The organism is Acidovorax sp. MR-S7, from assembly GCF_000400995.2.
Lineage (GTDB): Bacteria > Pseudomonadota > Gammaproteobacteria > Burkholderiales > Burkholderiaceae_C > MR-S7.
Genome location: NZ_DF238919.1, coordinates 30,853 through 46,773 on the forward strand (window position 1 = coordinate 30,853; position 15,921 = coordinate 46,773).

At 70.8% G+C, this 15,921-nt stretch carries 15 protein-coding genes and 1 riboswitch; of the genes, 6 read left to right on the forward strand and 9 right to left on the reverse strand.

All coding sequences use genetic code 11. The features are described 5' to 3' along the window. Positions 1-137: 137 nt before the first annotated feature. The 4 genes from AVS7_RS10655 to queF all read left to right on the forward strand — a co-directional run bounded on the left by AVS7_RS10655 (position 138) and on the right by queF (position 5,877). The gene (locus tag AVS7_RS10655; RefSeq protein ID WP_024001322.1) at positions 138-3,194 is read left to right on the forward strand and encodes an Rne/Rng family ribonuclease; all 3,057 of its coding nucleotides are present in this window, start codon (positions 138-140) and stop codon (positions 3,192-3,194) included. Positions 3,195-3,351: 157 nt separating this feature from the next. Next, on the forward strand, positions 3,352-4,125 hold the full coding sequence (gene yaaA / locus AVS7_RS10660; RefSeq protein WP_020228395.1) for a peroxide stress protein YaaA: 774 nt from the start codon (positions 3,352-3,354) through the stop codon (positions 4,123-4,125). Next, positions 4,122-4,973, forward strand: a complete 852-nt coding sequence (locus AVS7_RS10665; RefSeq protein ID WP_020228396.1) for a 2OG-Fe(II) oxygenase — start codon at positions 4,122-4,124, stop codon at positions 4,971-4,973. The genes yaaA and AVS7_RS10665 overlap by 4 nt, the downstream gene beginning before the upstream one ends. A 58-nt stretch (positions 4,974-5,031) precedes the next feature. Next, complete coding sequence (gene queF / locus AVS7_RS10670) at positions 5,032-5,877, forward strand: NADPH-dependent 7-cyano-7-deazaguanine reductase QueF (RefSeq protein WP_020228397.1); 846 nt, start codon at positions 5,032-5,034, stop codon at positions 5,875-5,877. Between the two features lie 6 nt (positions 5,878-5,883). On the opposite strand, the gene AVS7_RS10675 is transcribed toward queF, so the two are convergent. Continuing rightward, positions 5,884-6,366 (reverse strand): 6,7-dimethyl-8-ribityllumazine synthase, encoded by a 483-nt coding sequence (locus tag AVS7_RS10675; RefSeq protein WP_020228398.1) that lies wholly within the window; start codon positions 6,364-6,366, stop codon positions 5,884-5,886. Between the two features lie 97 nt (positions 6,367-6,463). After that, positions 6,464-6,628, reverse strand: a riboswitch (FMN riboswitch). Between the two features lie 168 nt (positions 6,629-6,796). On the opposite strand from AVS7_RS10675, the gene AVS7_RS10680 reads away from it, so the two are divergent. After that, on the forward strand, positions 6,797-7,204 hold the full coding sequence (locus AVS7_RS10680) for a hypothetical protein (protein ID WP_020228399.1): 408 nt from the start codon (positions 6,797-6,799) through the stop codon (positions 7,202-7,204). A 13-nt stretch (positions 7,205-7,217) separates the two neighbouring features. After that, complete coding sequence (locus AVS7_RS10685; protein WP_020228400.1) at positions 7,218-8,084, forward strand: LysR family transcriptional regulator; 867 nt, start codon at positions 7,218-7,220, stop codon at positions 8,082-8,084. Positions 8,085-8,090: 6 nt separating this feature from the next. Here AVS7_RS10685 and AVS7_RS10690 read toward each other — a convergent pair whose 3' ends face one another. The 8 genes from AVS7_RS10690 to AVS7_RS10725 all read right to left on the reverse strand — a co-directional run bounded on the left by AVS7_RS10690 (position 8,091) and on the right by AVS7_RS10725 (position 15,713). Continuing rightward, entirely contained in the window at positions 8,091-8,906 is an 816-nt protein-coding gene (locus AVS7_RS10690; RefSeq protein WP_020228401.1) for an IS5 family transposase, read from the reverse strand. Between the two features lie 42 nt (positions 8,907-8,948). Continuing rightward, complete coding sequence (locus AVS7_RS10695; RefSeq protein WP_020228402.1) at positions 8,949-9,773, reverse strand: amidohydrolase; 825 nt, start codon at positions 9,771-9,773, stop codon at positions 8,949-8,951. A 1-nt stretch (position 9,774) separates the two neighbouring features. Then, a complete protein-coding gene (locus AVS7_RS10700) occupies positions 9,775-10,761 on the reverse strand; it encodes a tripartite tricarboxylate transporter substrate binding protein (protein WP_020228403.1) in 987 nt (328 codons plus the stop codon). Positions 10,762-10,799: 38 nt separating this feature from the next. Then, positions 10,800-11,693: a DUF1932 domain-containing protein gene (locus AVS7_RS10705; RefSeq protein ID WP_020228404.1), complete on the reverse strand. Its 894-nt coding sequence runs from the start codon at positions 11,691-11,693 to the stop codon at positions 10,800-10,802. Continuing rightward, positions 11,693-12,400, reverse strand: a complete 708-nt coding sequence (locus AVS7_RS10710) for an RraA family protein (protein ID WP_020228405.1) — start codon at positions 12,398-12,400, stop codon at positions 11,693-11,695. The genes AVS7_RS10705 and AVS7_RS10710 overlap by 1 nt, the downstream gene beginning before the upstream one ends. Positions 12,401-12,556: 156 nt before the next feature. Next, the gene (locus AVS7_RS10715; protein ID WP_020228406.1) at positions 12,557-13,444 is read right to left on the reverse strand and encodes a LysR family transcriptional regulator; all 888 of its coding nucleotides are present in this window, start codon (positions 13,442-13,444) and stop codon (positions 12,557-12,559) included. Between the two features lie 13 nt (positions 13,445-13,457). Continuing rightward, a complete protein-coding gene (locus AVS7_RS10720) occupies positions 13,458-14,678 on the reverse strand; it encodes a DNA polymerase IV (RefSeq protein WP_020228407.1) in 1,221 nt (406 codons plus the stop codon). 105 nt (positions 14,679-14,783) lie between these two features. After that, the gene (locus tag AVS7_RS10725; RefSeq protein ID WP_024001324.1) at positions 14,784-15,713 is read right to left on the reverse strand and encodes a DMT family transporter; all 930 of its coding nucleotides are present in this window, start codon (positions 15,711-15,713) and stop codon (positions 14,784-14,786) included. Between the last annotated feature and the right edge of the window lie 208 nt (positions 15,714-15,921).

Here is a 15,921-nt window from a genome sequence, read left to right on the forward strand (position 1 = left end):
CGTTTCGATGCGCCAGCCCAGGCATTCCCGGCTCCCCTAGAGCCTGTTTTGGTTTGGAACCGGCGGAACCCCGCAGCCCTGCACAGGCGCTGCGCACGGCCCCGCCGCACAACGCAGAGAAATAAAGGAAACGCATCATGAAACGGATGCTCATCAACGCCACGCAGCCCGAGGAACGGCGCTTGGCCATCGTGGACGGCCAGAAGCTGCTGGACTACGAGATCGAGATCGAAGGGCGCGAACAGCGCAAGGGCAACATCTACAAGGCCGTGGTGACGCGCGTGGAGCCGTCGCTGGAGGCCTGCTTCGTCGACTACGGCGAAGACCGCCACGGCTTCCTGCCGTTCAAGGAAATCTCCCGCCAGTACTTCGCCGAAGGCGTCTCGCCCAGCCAGGCCAAGATCCAGGAGGTCATCAAGGAAGGCCAGGAGCTGATCGTCCAGGTCGAGAAGGAGGAGCGCGGCAACAAGGGCGCCGCGCTGACCACCTTCATCAGCCTGGCCGGCCGCTACGTGGTGCTGATGCCCAACAACCCGCGCGGCGGCGGCGTCAGCCGGCGCATCGAGGGCGAGGACCGCGCCGAGCTCAAGGAGGCGATGGACCAGCTCGAATACCCCAAGGGCATGAGCATCATCGCGCGCACCGCCGGCATCGGCCGCACCGCGCCCGAACTGCAGTGGGACCTGAACTACCTGCTCAAGCTGTGGAACGCCATCGACGGCGCCGCCAAGGCCGGCAAGGGCGCGTTCCTGATCTACCAGGAATCGAGCCTGGTGATCCGCGCCATCCGCGACTACTTCAACAGCGACATCGGCGACATCCTCATCGACACCGATGACATCTACGAGCAGGCGCAGCAGTTCATGGCGCACGTCATGCCCGAGCATGCCGCCCGCGTGAAGCGCTACCGCGACGACGCGCCGCTGTTCTCGCGCTTCCAGATCGAGCACCAGATCGAGTCGGCCTACTCGCGCACCGTCACCCTGCCCTCGGGCGGCGCCATCGTGATCGACCACACCGAGGCGCTGGTCAGCGTGGACGTGAACTCCGCGCGCGCCATCAAGGGCGGCGACATCGAGGAGACCGCCACGCGCACCAACCTGGAGGCCGCCGACGAGGTGGCGCGCCAGATGCGCCTGCGCGACCTGGGCGGCCTGATCGTGATCGACTTCATCGACATGGAGGAGAGCAAGAACCGCCGCGAGGTCGAGAACCGCCTGCGCGACGCGCTGCGCCAGGACCGCGCGCGCGTGCAGTTCGGCACCATCAGCAAGTTCGGCCTCATGGAAATGAGCCGCCAGCGCCTCAAGCCGTCGCTGTCCGAAGGCGCCCACATCCGCTGCCCGCTGTGCGACGGCACCGGCCACGTGCGCGACACGGAAGGCTTCTCGCTGCAGATGCTGCGCATGATCCAGGAAGAGTCCATGAAGGACAACACCGCCGCCGTGCACTGCCAGGTGCCCGTGGAGGTGGCCAGCTTCCTGCTCAACGAGAAGCGCACCGAGATCGCCAAGATCGAGTTGAAGCAGCGCGTCAGCGTGGTGCTGATCCCCAACAAGTCGCTGGAGACGCCGCACTACAAGCTCGAACGCCTCAAGCACGACGACCCGCGCCTGGACAGCCTGGACGCCAGCTACAAGCTCGCCGACGTGGAGGAGGAGCAGACCCAGGTCACGCGCCGCTCGCAGGAGCCCACGAACAAGCAGACGCCCGTCATCAAGGGCGTGCTGCCCGATGCCCCCGCTCCCGTGGCCGAGCCGCGCCCTGAAGGCGCCGCACGCCCCGCGCGCAACCAGGGTGGCCAGGGCCCGGGCAATGCGCAGCAGCGCCCGGCAGCGCCCGCGGTGCAGCCGCAGCGCCCAGCCCCGGCGCCCGCACCGGAGCAAGGCTTCTTCTCCTGGCTCAAGAGCCTGTTCGGCTTCGGCCCTGCGCCTGCACCCGCCCCGGTGGCCGTCGCCCCGCAGCAGCCGGCCGAGGCCGCCCGTGGCGAAGCACGCCGTGACGGCCGCAATGGCGAACGTGGCCGCCGCGGCGGCCGCGACGCCTCCCGTGACGGCAACCGCGATGCGTCCCGCGAAGGCAACGGCGAAGGCCGCGGCCGCCGCGGCGAAGGCCGCAGCGGCGAGCGCGCGCTGGAAGGCCGCGAGGGCCGTGACAGCCGCAATGGCCGCAACGGCGAACGCGCCGAAGGCGAAGGCCGCCGCGAGCCGCGTGAACCGCGCGAAGGGCGTGGCGGGCGCGAACGCGGCGAGCGCCAGTCCCCTGCGCAAGCTGCCCTGCCGCAAGGCGCCGAGGCGCAGGCCCCTCTGACCGCACCCGCCGATGAAGGCACGCCCGAGCAGGCACGCGCCGAGCGCGCACCGCGCGGCGAACGTGGCGAGCGCAGCAGCGAGCGCGGTGGCCGCCGCGAACGCGGGGAGCGCCGCGAACGCGGCCCGCGCACCATCGACGCTAATGCCCCGGCCCCGGCCGCCGCAGCGCCGGCAGCCCCTGGCGCCGACTTCGTCGATACCGCGCCCCTGGCCTCGCTGCCCGACCTGGACCTGTCGGCGGGCGAAACGGCCCCTGCGGCCGCTGAGTCGCCCGCTGGCGGCGAGGAGCGCCGCGAGCGCCGTTCGCGCGACCGCTACGGCCGTGACCGCCGCGAGCGCGGCCCACGCGGCGGCGACGCCGCGGACGCGCAGCCCGCGGCCCCGCTGCTGGACTTCGACGCCTCGGCCATCGCAGCGCCCACCGCTGGCGACGAAGAGGCCGCGCAAGAGCCCGCGCGCCGCAGCTACTTCGCCGCTTCCGCCGCACCCGTCCCTGCGGCGGAGGCCGTACCTGCCAACGCAGCACCCGTGAGCCCGGCGCCGGTGGCCCCTGCGCCCGTCGAGGCACTGGCCCCCGCGTCGGCGCCGGCACCCGTGGCCGTGGTTACGGAAGAAAGCGGCATGCCGCGCGTGCAGTCCTTCGCGCTGCCCGTGGATGCGCTGATCGAGGTGGCGAAGTCCTCGGGCCTGGAATGGATCAACTCCGACGCGGAGAAGATCGCCGCCGCCCAGGCCGCGATCGCCGCCGAGCCCCAGCCCATCCGCGTGCCGCGCGAGCGCCCGCCCGTGGTGGTGGTGGATGAAGGCCCGCTGGTGCTGGTGGAGACCCGCCGCGACCTGCGCGACCTGCAGCTTCCCTTCGAGCAGGAAGGCCGCGCCTGACCGGGCCTGCCTAGCCGGCCGCGCCTGACCGGCCGCGCCATCCAGGGCCTCGCCCCTGGATGGCTTCTCGAACCATCAAAAACCATAGCTGCCAGCGCTTGATGCATAAGGGCTAGAAGCCCATTTGGCTTGAAACAGGGCAGCGCACCGCCACGCCATGCTGTTCCTGCTCTCCCCCGCCAAATCGCTGGACTACGACACCCCCCTGCCCGAGGGCCTGCCGCACACGCTGCCCGCCTTCGTGCCCGACAGCACGCGATTGATCGAGGTACTGCGCGAGCAATCGCCGCAGCAGGTCGCCTCGCTCATGTCCATCAGCGACCCGCTGGCCGCGCTCAACGTGGCGCGCTACGCCGCGTGGAAGCCGCGCTTCACGGCGCGCAACGCCCGCCAGGCCGTGATGGCCTTCAACGGCGACGTATACGAGGGCCTGCAGGCGCGCACCCTCTCGCCCGAGGACCTGGACTGGGCGCAGCAGCACCTCGCCATCCTCAGCGGCCTGTACGGCGTGCTGCGCCCGCTGGACTGGATGCAGCCCTACCGCCTGGAGATGGGCACGCGCCTGGCCACCGATGCGGGGTCCAACCTCTACCAGTTCTGGGGCGCGCGCATCGCCGAGCACCTGAACCAGCGGCTGGCGGCCGACGCCACGCCGGTCGTGGTCAACCTCGCGTCGCAGGAATATTTCAAGTCCGTCGACCTCCTGACGCTCAAGGCCCGCGTGGTCGAGTGCGTGTTCGAGGACTACAAGGGCGGCCGGTACAAGATCATCAGCTTCCACGCCAAGCGTGCGCGCGGGCTCATGGCGCGCTGGGCCATCCAGCGGCGCGCGGCGACCCCGCGCCAGCTGGAGGGCTTTAACCTCGAAGGCTATGCTTTCCACCCCGCCGCCTCCGCGCCCGACCGCCTGGTCTTCCGCCGCACGCCATGACTTCACAGCCCATCACCCCCGAACTGCGCCAATGGATCATCGACCAGGCGGGCACAGGCATCGCCGCGCCCGCGCTGATCGACGCCATGTGCAAGGCCGGCTGGAACGAGGACGTGGCTATCCAGGCGGTGGAGCAGGTGCTGCGCAAGCACCTGGACGACGTGGCCGTGCAGCAGGGCCAGCCGCCCGCCGTGCGCGTGCCCGGGCCGCCGCTGGCCGATTCGCCGCTCTTCATCGGCGTGGGCGACCGCCAGGTCGAGGTGCTCATGGCCATGGGCAGCCCGCGCGTGGTGCTGTTCGGCAACCTGCTCTCGCCCGAGGAGTGCGACGCCATCATCGCCGCCGCGCGCCCGCGCATGGCGCGCTCGCTCACCGTGGCCACGCGCACCGGCGGCGACGAGGTCAACGACGACCGCACCAGCGACGGCATGTTCTTCCAGCGCGGAGAGAACGACGTGGTGACGCGGCTGGAAGAGCGCATCGCCCGCCTGGTGGAATGGCCCATCGAGAACGGCGAGGGCCTGCAGGTGCTGCACTACCGCCCCGGCGCCGAATACAAGCCGCACTACGACTACTTCGACCCGGCCGAGCCCGGCACAGCCACCATCCTCAAGCGCGGCGGCCAGCGCGTGGCCACGCTGGTCATCTACCTCAACGACCCGGCCCGGGGCGGCGGCACCACCTTCCCGGACGTGCACATGGAGATCGGGCCGCGCCGCGGCAATGCCGTGTTCTTCAGCTACGAGCGGCCCCACCCCTCCACGCGCACGCTGCACGGCGGCGCGCCCGTCATCGAGGGCGAGAAGTGGATTGCCACCAAGTGGCTGCGCGAGCGGGAATTCAAGTAAAAACGGCCTCCAGCGCCTACCCATCAAGCGCAAGCAGCTATCCATTCAATAGCACACCATGACCACGCCGGAACAATCCCAGCTCGGCAAGGCGTCCGCCTACGCCGACCAGTACGACGCATCGCTGCTGTTCCCCCTGCCGCGCCTGCCCAAGCGCGCCGAGATCGGCATCGCGGGCGCGCCGCCCTTCTTCGGCGCGGACCTGTGGACGGCCTACGAGCTGTCGTGGCTGGGCCCGCGCGGCAAGCCGCAGGTGGCCATCGCCCACGTCACGGTGCCGTGCGAGACGCCCAACATCGTCGAGAGCAAGTCGTTCAAGCTGTACCTGAACAGCTTCAACAACACCCGCTTCGCCAGCCTGGAGGACGTACGCGCGCGCATCCGCCAGGACGTGAGCGAGGCCGTCTGGCGCGGCAGCCCCGTCGCCGGCACCGTGGGCGTGAAGCTGGTCGCGCCCGAGCTGTTCGACCAGGAGCCGATCCACGAGCTGGACGGCCTGCTGCTCGACCGGCTGGACGTGGAGTGCACGCAGTACACCCCCGCGCCCGAGCTGCTCGCAGCCAACCACGCCGAGGCGCCCGTGACCGAGACGCTGGTGAGTCACCTGCTCAAGAGCAACTGCCTCGTCACCGGCCAGCCCGACTGGGGCAGCGTGCAGATCGCCTACAGCGGCGCGCAGATCGACCAGGCCGGGCTGCTGCAGTACCTCGTGAGCTTTCGCAACCACAACGAATTCCACGAGCAGTGCGTGGAGCGCATCTTCATGGACGTGTGGACGCGCTGCCGCCCCATCAAGCTGGCCGTCTACGCACGCTACACGCGCCGCGGCGGGCTGGACATCAACCCCTGGCGCACCAGCCACCCGCAGCAACTGCCGCGCAACGTGCGCACGGCGCGGCAGTAACGCTCATCAACGTCGCGGCACGCGCGCGAGTTGCGCCAGCGCGCCCAGGCAGGCCTGGGCGACCTCCTCGCCCTTCTTGACGAAATGCGCGCGGAAGAAGGCGCGGTGCTCCTCGTGCTCATGGAAGTCGTGCGGCGTGAGCACGGCGGAAAACACCGGCACGCCGTCGTCGAGCTGCACGCGCATCAGCCCGTCGATCACCGCGCCGGCCACGAACTCGTGGCGGTAGATGCCGCCGTTGACCACCAGCGCGCAGGCGACGATGGCGTCGTACTGCCCGCTGCGCGCCAGCGACTGCGCAAGCAGCGGGATCTCGAACGCGCCCGGCACGTCGAAATGGGTCACATGGTCGGCAGGCACGCCGCGCGCGGCCCAGGTGGCCACGGCGGCGTCGCGCGCCTGGTGGACGATGTCGGCATGCCAGAGCGCGCAGATCAGCGCGATGCGCGGCGATGCCGTGGAAGGAACGGAAGAAGAAGTTTCAGTCATCTGATTCATGGTGAGTTCCAGACAAGGGACATGAACCAGGGCGCGCACGCGAAGCCATGCCCCCGGCGCGCGGTCAGGCACGCCGGGGGCACGGCACTCGCGCTCTCTTTCATCCGGACTGTGACCGTCGGCCCTGGCATCGCACCAGGTCTGCTGACCCCCGGCGGCCATCCACAAGACGGCACCGGGGCGCTCGCGGGCTCGCGCGGGTCGCCCCGCGCCTACCGCCGGTGGGGAATTCCGCCCCGCCCTGAGAACGCTTGCCGGCACCGCGAACGAAGCGATGCGGCGCCGGCCCGCGCATTGTAGAAGGCACCGGCACGGCCCACGGATCCATCGGGTTTTTATGCCGACCTCCAACAAATAAAATAATTTACGAATGGATCACGGCTTCCTACAGTCGCGGCTTCTTTCACCCAGGAGCCTGCCCATGCACACCGCCACCATGCCCTACCCCATCGACCACGTGCTGAACGCCTTCGCCGCCGGCGACGTGCCGACGCTGCTCGCGCACATCGACGATGGCGTGGACTTCCGCATCGACCACTACCGCGACACGGCCGACGTCTCGTGGCAGCAAGCGAAAGACAAAGCCGGCCTGCTGGCCGTGCTGCAGCGCCTGGCGGCGGAAGTCTTCCCGCGCGGCACGCAGATCGTGCAGACCGAGAGCCAGGCGCTGGGCGATGACTGGGTGCTCACGCGCTTCCACCAGCGCTTCTTCTATGCCGTGCAGCAGCGCGAGGTGGAGAGCGTGACCTGGATCGTGAGCCACTCCGTCCAGGGCCGGCTGGACTACTTCCGCGAAACCGTCACCACCATCGCGCCCACGGGCGCCTGATTCCCCGCACACCATGCTGTTCGACCTGCGCGCCCTGGGCTACTTCGTCGCCGCCTACGAGGAAGGCGGCGTCACCGCCGCTGCACGCCGCTGCCATGTGGCGCAGCCCTCGATCAGCATGGCCATCAAGGGGCTGGAAGACGTGCTGGGCAGCCCGCTGTTCCAGCGCAGCCGCGCGGGCCTGGCGCCCACGCCCGCGGGCGAGCGGCTCTATCCGCGCGCCTGCAGCCTGCTGGCGCAGGCCGGTGCGATGGTGCGCGACTTCCGCGAGGCGCCGCGCGAGGTGCTGGCCCTCCACCTGCCCGACGACGTGTTGCTGCGCAGCGCGGCGCCGCTGCTCTCCTGGATCGATGCGCACTGGCCCGCCGCGCTGATCCGCCTGACCGCCACGCCCGGCGAGGCGCGGCTGCGCCTCGTGGCCGACCACTGCAAGCCCGAGGGCGATCTGTTCGAGAGCGTGGCGCGCGAACCCTACGTGATGCTCGTGCCCGAGAGGCACCCACTGCGCTTCAAGGCCCGCTTCGCCCTCGCCGACCTGCAGGGCCTGCCCCTGATCGAGCGGCCCTACTGCCCGCTGCACGAGCGCTTCGCCCGGCTGCTGGCGCAGCAGGGCATCACCTTCGAGGTGCGGGCCAGCGCCGCGCGCGAGGAAGCCCTGCTGCAGATGGTGGAGCTGGGCCTGGGCCTGGCCGTGGTGCCGCAGTCGCACGCGGCCCATGCGCCGCGCTGCATCGCCCGGCCGCTGGATGCGGCCCTGCCCTTCGCCCGCCACCTGGGCCTGGCCTGCGCGCCGGACGACGCCGCGCTCGTGCCGGCGCTGCCCCTGATGGCCGCCGCACTGCAGGGCCAGCCTGCCCCGGCGATGGCAGGCCGCGCCTAGAGCGTGTTATGAACTCACCCCCGCGCCCAAGGCAGGCAACGCCTTTGGCAGCATGAGGATCACGAAGATCAGGAAATGCAATCCGGCGAGCACTTCGGGCAATCTTTCATAGTCGCGGCTGAGCCTTCTGAATCGCGCCAGCCAGCCAAAGCTGCGCTCGACCACCCAGCGCCTGGGCAGCAGCACAAAGCCCTTCCTGGCCTCGGGCAGCTTGACAATTTGCAGATCAATGCCGTGCTCGCTGGCCTGCCGGTTGGGCTCTTCGCCCGTGTAGCCCTGGTCGGCCCAGGCCAGTCTCACCGTCTCGCCTGTCGCTTCCTGCACCGCCTCGCACAACGGCGCCACTTGCGCTCGCTCCTGTTCATTGGCTGGTGTGATATGGACGGCCAGCAAATGCCCCAGCGTATCGACGGCCATGTGCACTTTCGAGCCGTTGCGCCGCTTGTAACCATCGTAGCCAGCACGCGGACCACTCTCACAGCTCGATTGCAAGGTGCGTCCATCCAAGACTGCCGCACTGGGCTGGCCCTGGCGTCCTTGCGCCACGCGAATGACCGAGCGAAGGTCGTTGGCCATTGCCTCAAAGCATCCTGCTTGCAACCAGCGGCGTGTTTGCTGATAGACCGCCTCCCACGGCGGGAAGTCCCCAGGCAGCATGCGCCAGGGCGCACCCGCACGGGCCATCCAGCGCAAGGCATTGAACACTTCGCGCAGTTCGTGCTGGCGTTGCGCTGCCTTCTCGTCGATCAGTGCCAGGTACGGCGCCGCGAAGCCCCACTCCTCATCCGTGACATCCGTGGGGTACTGCTTGCGCCTTGCCATGCGGCGAATCTACCGCACGCGCTATCAAGTTCATAACACGCTCTAAGGGCCGAAGCCGTAGAGCGCGGCCGGGTTGCCTTGCAGCACCCGGTCGGCCAGCGCCTGCGTGTCGCACCACGCCAGCGCGCCGTGGAGCAGCGCGGCATCATGGGGCATCGGCACCTCGCCCGCCGTGGCAGCGGGGTGCGGCCAGTCGGAGCCCCACAGCATGCGCTCGGGCGCCTGCGCCAGCAGCCAGTGCGCCGCGTCCTGCATGTCGCCGTAGCCGGGCGGTCCCGCGCGGCTGTCCAGGTACGGCGCCGAGAGCTTGACCCAGAGCCGTCCGCCGTCCAGCAGGCGCCGCAGCGTGGCCAGCGCCCGCGCATCCGCCTGCGGCGGCACGCGCGCCAGATGGTCGAGGACGGTGGGCACAGGCAGCCCCTCCAGCCAGGGCGCCAGGTCTTCGAGCGCGGACAGGCCGCAGTGCAGCTGCAGGTGCCAGCCCAGCGGCCGTGCGCGCTGCAGCAGCCGCGCCCAGGCGGACAGGTCGGGCGCCGCCCCGCGCGCGAGGTTCAGGCGCACGCCGCGCGCGCCCTGCGCGTGCAGCCGCCCAAGCTCCGCCTCGTCCGCGCCGGGCTCCACGACGACGACGGCGCGCGCTGCCTGCGGCCCCAGGCGGGCCACGGCGTCGAGCGTGCAGCGGTTGTCGGTGCCGTAGCTGGAGGGCTGCACCACCACCACCCGCGCCAGGCCCAGCCGCTGCTGCACCTGCCGGTAGTCCTGCACGGTGGCCGGCGGCGGGCGCAGGTGCGCCTGCGGGGCGAATGCGAAGCGCCCGTCGAACACGTGCATGTGGCTGTCGCATGCGAGCGGCGGCAGTGCGGGCATGTCAGTCTTGCGCGATGCCCGCGGTGCGGATCACCTCGCTCCAGCGGCGCGCCTCATCGGCCACATAGCGCGCGAAAGCGGGCTGGTCCATGGCGATGCGCTCGGAGCCCTGCGCGGCCAGGCGCTGCTGCACGTCGGCGTCCTGCAGCGCCTCGCCGAGCGCCTTCACGAGCTTCTGCTCCACGTCGCGCGGCAGCCCGGCCGGAGCGAACAGGCCGGTGTACACGGCCACGTCCACGCCCTCGACGCCCTGCTCGCGCAACGTGGGCACGTCGGGCAGCACGGGCGAGCGCTGGGCGCCGGTCTGCGCCACGGCGCGCAGGCGCCCGTCCTTGATGAACGGGGCCGAGGAACTGAGCTGGTCCACCATCGCGTCGAGCTGGCTGCCCAGCAGGTCCGACAGCGCCGGGCCCGCACCCTTGTAGGGGATGTGGGTGGCTTTCAGGCCGGTCTTCTGCTTGAGCAGCTCGGTGGTCAGGTGGTTGAGCGAGCCGGTGCCGGGCGAGCCCATGCTGAAGCCCTGCGGCTGCGCGCGGCTTTGCTCCACGAGCTGCTGGTACGTGCGGGCCGTGGTCTTGGGCGCCACCACGACCACCGACGGCGTGGTGCTGATGCCGCCGATCGCGGTAAAGCTCTTGACCGGGTCGTAGGCCGCGGCCTTGAGCATCGCGGGCGCCGTCGCGTTGGTGGCCGTGCTGCCGACCATCAGCGTGTAGCCGTCGGGCTTGGCGCGCGCCACCAGCGTGCTGCCGATGGTTCCGCCACCGCCCGCGCGGTTGTCGATGACCACGGGCTGCCCCAGCGCCTTGCTGAGCGCGGGGCCGATGGCGCGCGCCGTGGCGTCCACGTTGCCGCCGGGCGCGAAGGCCACGACGATGGTGATGGGCCGTTCGGGATAGCCTGCAGCGCTGGCCGTGCCTGCCAGCAGGGCCGTTGCGGCCAGCACGGCGAGCGAGCGCCGGGTGAAGGAAGTGCGAAGGAATGCCATGGCGAAGGTCTCCTGGGTTTTATAGAGAAAAGCCCGGCTCAGTTGCCGAGCGTGAAGATGTCGTGGAAGTCGCGCGGCGCCACGCCCTTGAAGTGGGCCTTGTAGCCAGCGGCGGCGATCTTCAGCAGCTTGTCGCGCGTGGCGAGCGACATGGTGTCGTCCACGCCCGCGGCGCGCAGCGTGGCGACCACCTCGTCCATCTCGTGCGCGCGGCGCTCAGCATGGATCACACCGCGCGCGATCAGGCCGTTGGCGACTTCGAGGAACGGCCCGGCCGCGAAGGTCTCGGCGATCGAGTCGAGCAGGTCGTCCTCCAGCCCGTATTCGTGGCCCGCGAGCACCGTCTCCAGCAGCAGCGCGACGACGCCCTTCATGAAGATGCTGCGCAGCATCTTGGAGGCCGATGCCTTGCCCGCCGCGCCCTCCAGCACGGTGAGCTGCATGCCGAAGGGCCGCAGCACGTCCGCGAAGCGCTGCGCGCCCTCGCCGCACACGAGCGTGGGCACCTTGTGGCCGAGGCCCGGCACGGTGCCCATGATGGCGCCGTCCATGAACGCGGCGCCCGTGGGCGCGACGATGGCGGCGGCCTCGATCTTGGTCTGCGGCCCGGCCGAATTGAGGTCGGCATAGACCTGCCCCGGCCGCAGCCACGCCGCGCTCTCGCGCGCCAGCGGCACGGCCAGGTTGGCGCTGACGGCGGAGACGACGATGTCGCAGCCCTCGACCAGCGCCTGCAGGCTCGGCGCCAGCGTGACCGAGGCCTCGCCCGCGCGCTGCGCCACGAGGTCGGACTGCGGCGGCACGTTCCAGAACTTGTCGTAGGCGCGGATGCCGCGCAGGCCCTCGCCATGCAGGCCGCGCGCGATGTGGAAGGCGGCCTCGCCCAGGCCGATGAAGCCGAGCACGGGCATGTTGTCGTTGCGCGCGGTCATCAGCGGCCCTCCACGTCGGCGTAGGCCGCGTCGATGATCTCGCAGCCCATCGTGCGCAGCACCGCTTCGCTGTAGCCCGAGCGATCCCAGGTGCCGGCGTTGATGGCCTCGCGCGTGGCGATCTCCTTTTGCAGCTTGGCGCGGGCCTTGCCCAGCACCGCTTGCGCATCGCGCGGCGCGATCACCAGCACGCCGTCCTGGTCGCCCACGACGATGTCGCCGGGGTGCACCACCACGCCGCCGCAGGAGATCGGCACGTTGATCTCGCCGGGCCCGCTCTTGTGCGGCCCGCGCGGGTTGATGCCGCGCGAGTACACGGGGAACGCCATCGCTCCGATGGATTCGAGGTCGCGCACCGCGCCGTCGATCACCACGCCCGCGACGCCGCGGCGCGCGGCCCACATCATCATGTTCTCGCCGGTCAGCGCGTTCGCCTGGTCGCCCTGGTCCTCCACGACGATCACGTCGCCGGGCTCGGCCATGTCGATCGCGCGGTGCAGCATCAGGTTGCAGCCGGGGCGGGCGCGCACGGTGAAGGCCGTGCCCAGCAGCGGCGCCTTGTTCAACGGGCGGATGCCCGTATCCATGCAGAACATGCGCCCCATCTCGTCGGCGATGTTGGCGACGGGCAGGCCCCGAAAGCCCTGCACCAGGTCGGGCGCGGGGCGGTGGATGCGTTGGAAGATACGAAAGCCGATATTGGGCATGGCGTGGACCGTGAAGGGTGGAACAACGCACGTCAGGCCTGCCGTTCCCCGGCAACCCTTGCAGCGCGACTGGGGGAATCGTAGGTTTTGCTGCCCGAACGATGGCCGCGTTTTCGTTGTCCGATCCACCAAGGAATTTGGTGGATCGTGCAGCCTTCAGGCGCTGCCGTGCCGCCCCTGCGCCACGGATGCCTGGAACGCGCGCAGCACGGCCTGGATACGCCGATCTTCCGCATCGCCCGCGCGGCACACCAGCGCGATCTGGCGCGTGGGCCCGCGCCGGCCCAGGCCGACCTCGCGCACGGGCCAGGTGCGCCGCACGTCCTCGCGCAGCTCGGGAACCACCGACACGCCCACGCCCGCCGACACCATGGCCACGATGGCATCGGTGCCCGGCAGCTCGAGGAATTCGCGCTTGCCCGGCAGCGTGGCCTCCACGAAGGCCGCGGCGATGCGCCCGCCCGTGGCTCTGCGGTCCAGGCGGATCCACTCGTGCGCGGCCAGCAGTTCGCGCACATTGCGCCCACGCGCCTGGGGCGGCGCTACGAGCACGAAGGATTCGGTAAGCAGGGGCGTCCAGCTCAGGCGGCTCGACCCGCCCGTTTCGGGCCGCACGAGCACGGCCACGTCCAGCCGCCCGGCCTTCAGGTCCTGCAGCAGCAGCTGCGAGACGCCGCGCGCGCAATGCACCTCCAGCCCCGGCACCGATTTGCGCAGCGCCAGCATGGCCTGCGGCAGCAAGGCCACCTGGGCGGATTCGATGATGCCCAGGCGCACATGGCCGGTCACGGCGGCCTCGGTGCGCGAGCGCAGCTGCTCCAGCGTGCCCAGCGCGGACTCCACGGCCGCCGCCACCTCCAGCGCCAGCGGCGTGGGCCGCACCGCGCGGCCCGAGCGGTCGAACAGCGGGCGGCCGAAGTAGATCTCCAGCTGGCGGATCTGCATGCCCACGGCGCTGGCTGTCAGGTTCACCTCCGGCGCGGCGGCGGCGAACGAGCCGTGCCTGATGACGGCGATGAGGGTGTGCAGGAAGTGGAGTTTCATGGCGGCATTTTTTTCAGAACAGCGGCGCGCTTTCGCCCCAGCCCGGCGGCGGCAGCGCCGCGGCGCAGGCCTCGGGCAGCAGGTTGCCCACGCGCACGCCCAGCAGGCGCAGGCGCTTGGTCAGGGGCACGCGCTTGAGGCACAGGCCCGCCACCCGCCGGATGACGGCCGCGTCTTGCGTGTGGCGCTCCACCGTCTGGTCGCGCGTGGCGATCTTGAAATCGTCGTAGCGCAACTTGATGCCGATGGTCTTGCCGACGTAGCCCTTGCGCTGGAGGTCGCCCGCCACCTGTTCGCACAGCTCGGTGAAGATACGCCCCAGCTCGGCCCGGTCGGCCACGGCGTGCAGGTCGCGGTCGAAGGTGGTCTCGCGGCTCATGGAGACGGGCTCGCTCTCGGTGACCACGGGCCGGCTGTCGCGGCCCCAGGCCGCGTCGTGCAGCCAGGCGCCGTAGGAGCGGCCGAAGTGCTCCACCAGCCACTCGCGCGGCCGCCCAGCCAGCTCGCCGATGGTGTGGATGCCATGGCCCTGCAGCCTGGCATCCGCCTTGGGGCCCACGCCGTTGATCTTGCGGCAGGCCAGGGGCCAGATCAGCGTTTGCAGGTCGCCCGCGTGGACGACGGAGATGCCATTGGGCTTGTTGAACTCGCTCGCCATCTTGGCGATGAGCTTGTTGGGCGCCACGCCGATGGAGCAGGTCAGGCCCGTGGCCTCGGCGATGCGCCGCTGGATGCGCTGCGCCAGCGCTCGGCCGCCCTCCTCCTGGCCGCCGGGGACTTCGGTGAAGTCGATGTACACCTCGTCCACGCCGCGGTCCTCCATGACCGGGGCGATGGAAACGATGACCTCCTTGAACCGCCGCGAGAACCGCCGGTACTCGGCGAAGTCCACCGGCAGCAGGATGGCCTGCGGGCACAGGCGCGCGGCCTTCATCATGCCCATGGCCGAGCCCACGCCGAAATGCCGCGCCGGGTAGGTGGCGGTGGTGATCACGCCGCGGCCCGCATAGTCCCGCAGCCGGGGGAACGCGTCCACCGGGATGTCCGCCAGCCGGCCGGCATAGGCGGCGGCCAGCGCCTCGTCCTGCGCGCTGCGCCCGCCTCCGATGACCACGGGCAGCCCCTGGAGCTGCGGATAGCGCAGCAGCTCGACGGAGGCGTAGAACGCATCCATGTCGAGGTGGGCGATGCGGCGGGACGAAAGGGGCGGCAAGGGCGCGGTCACGGCCGCCATTGTCCGCGCTGCGCGGAGCGCTTGCCCGCGCCGGGGTGAATACAAGCCCAATAGACCTCTAGAGCCTATCCATCAAGCGCGAGCAGCTATCGAAAGTGAAGCACTTCACAACCCCTGCATGCAGATCAGCACCAGCCCCGCGAGCATCACGCCCATGCCGATCTTCTCGGGGCGCGTGAACGATTCGCTGAGCATGCGGCGCGACACCAGGTAGCTGAACACCACCTCCACCATGCCCAGCGTGCGCACCGGCCCCGCGCTCTGCATGGCATAGGCCGTGAACCAGCCGAGCGACGCGGCCGCGCCCATGCTGCCCGCCACCAGCGACACGCGCCACGAGCGCAGCAGGGGCCCCAGCCCGCGCTCGGTGCGCAGGGCCACCCAGGCGCCCAGGCCCACCGTCTGCAGCGCCTGCGCGATCAGCACGCCCCAGGCGCCCGACAGCCAGGGCGTCTCGGCCCCCAGCGCCAGCGCGGCGCCGCGAAAGCCCACGGTGGCCAGCGCGAAGCACGCGCCGCAGGCCAGGCCGTAGAGCGACGACCGGCTCGTCCAGGCCGCCAGCGACAGCATCTGCCCGCGCGGCGGCAGCGACAGCATGAGCACCCCGGCCGTGGCCAGCACCATCGCCACCAGCGCCAGCGGCGTGGGCAGCTCGTGCAGGAAGACGCTGGAGAACAGCGCCACCTGCAGCACCTCGGTCTTGGACAGGGTCACGGCCACGGCGAAGTTGCGTTCCTTCATCGCCAGCAGCAGTGCGGCCGTGGCCGCGACCTGGAAGAACGCGCCCAGCGCGATCCAGCCCAGGTAGGCGGCGCTGAAGCCGGGCACGGCCGGCGTCTGCCCCGGCCACGCATACAGCAGCACCAGCCACAGGCCCGCGAACGGCAGGCCGTAGAGAAAGCGCGCGAGGGTGGCGGGCAGCGTGCCCAGTTCCTGGGTCAGCGAGCGCTGGGCGGTGTTGCGTGCGGTCTGCGCGGCGGCGGCGCACAGGGTCAGGGGGATCCAGGCCCAGGCGGCCATCCAGGAAAAGCTCATGCGCCGGTTATAGCGCCGCCGGGGCGCACGCCCCGACGCCGATGGGCATCCCCCTCATGCAGGGCCGCGAAGGCGTACAGCCCATCCGTGAGACAGGCGCACCGCACCCGCGGGCAGCCGCGCAAGGGCCGCCCCGCCGCGCCGGCTGCGTCCCCCTTCCCGCGCAAAGCGCGAGAGAAGGGGGAAGCGGCGCAGCCGCTCAGGGGGA

Bases quoted from the DNA above. Each gene is read 5' to 3' on its own strand.
- AVS7_RS10655 (WP_024001322.1), top strand. From the start codon at position 138: ATGAAACGGATGCTCATCAACGCCACGCAGCCCGAGGAACGGCGCTTG.
- yaaA (WP_020228395.1), top strand. From the start codon at position 3,352: ATGCTGTTCCTGCTCTCCCCCGCCAAATCGCTGGACTACGACACCCCC.
- AVS7_RS10665 (WP_020228396.1), top strand. From the start codon at position 4,122: ATGACTTCACAGCCCATCACCCCCGAACTGCGCCAATGGATCATCGAC.
- queF (WP_020228397.1), top strand. From the start codon at position 5,032: ATGACCACGCCGGAACAATCCCAGCTCGGCAAGGCGTCCGCCTACGCC.
- AVS7_RS10675 (WP_020228398.1), bottom strand. From the start codon at position 6,366: ATGACTGAAACTTCTTCTTCCGTTCCTTCCACGGCATCGCCGCGCATC.
- AVS7_RS10680 (WP_020228399.1), top strand. From the start codon at position 6,797: ATGCACACCGCCACCATGCCCTACCCCATCGACCACGTGCTGAACGCC.
- AVS7_RS10685 (WP_020228400.1), top strand. From the start codon at position 7,218: ATGCTGTTCGACCTGCGCGCCCTGGGCTACTTCGTCGCCGCCTACGAG.
- AVS7_RS10690 (WP_020228401.1), bottom strand. From the start codon at position 8,906: ATGGCAAGGCGCAAGCAGTACCCCACGGATGTCACGGATGAGGAGTGG.
- AVS7_RS10695 (WP_020228402.1), bottom strand. From the start codon at position 9,773: ATGCCCGCACTGCCGCCGCTCGCATGCGACAGCCACATGCACGTGTTC.
- AVS7_RS10700 (WP_020228403.1), bottom strand. From the start codon at position 10,761: ATGGCATTCCTTCGCACTTCCTTCACCCGGCGCTCGCTCGCCGTGCTG.
- AVS7_RS10705 (WP_020228404.1), bottom strand. From the start codon at position 11,693: ATGACCGCGCGCAACGACAACATGCCCGTGCTCGGCTTCATCGGCCTG.
- AVS7_RS10710 (WP_020228405.1), bottom strand. From the start codon at position 12,400: ATGCCCAATATCGGCTTTCGTATCTTCCAACGCATCCACCGCCCCGCG.
- AVS7_RS10715 (WP_020228406.1), bottom strand. From the start codon at position 13,444: ATGAAACTCCACTTCCTGCACACCCTCATCGCCGTCATCAGGCACGGC.
- AVS7_RS10720 (WP_020228407.1), bottom strand. From the start codon at position 14,678: ATGGCGGCCGTGACCGCGCCCTTGCCGCCCCTTTCGTCCCGCCGCATC.
- AVS7_RS10725 (WP_024001324.1), bottom strand. From the start codon at position 15,713: ATGAGCTTTTCCTGGATGGCCGCCTGGGCCTGGATCCCCCTGACCCTG.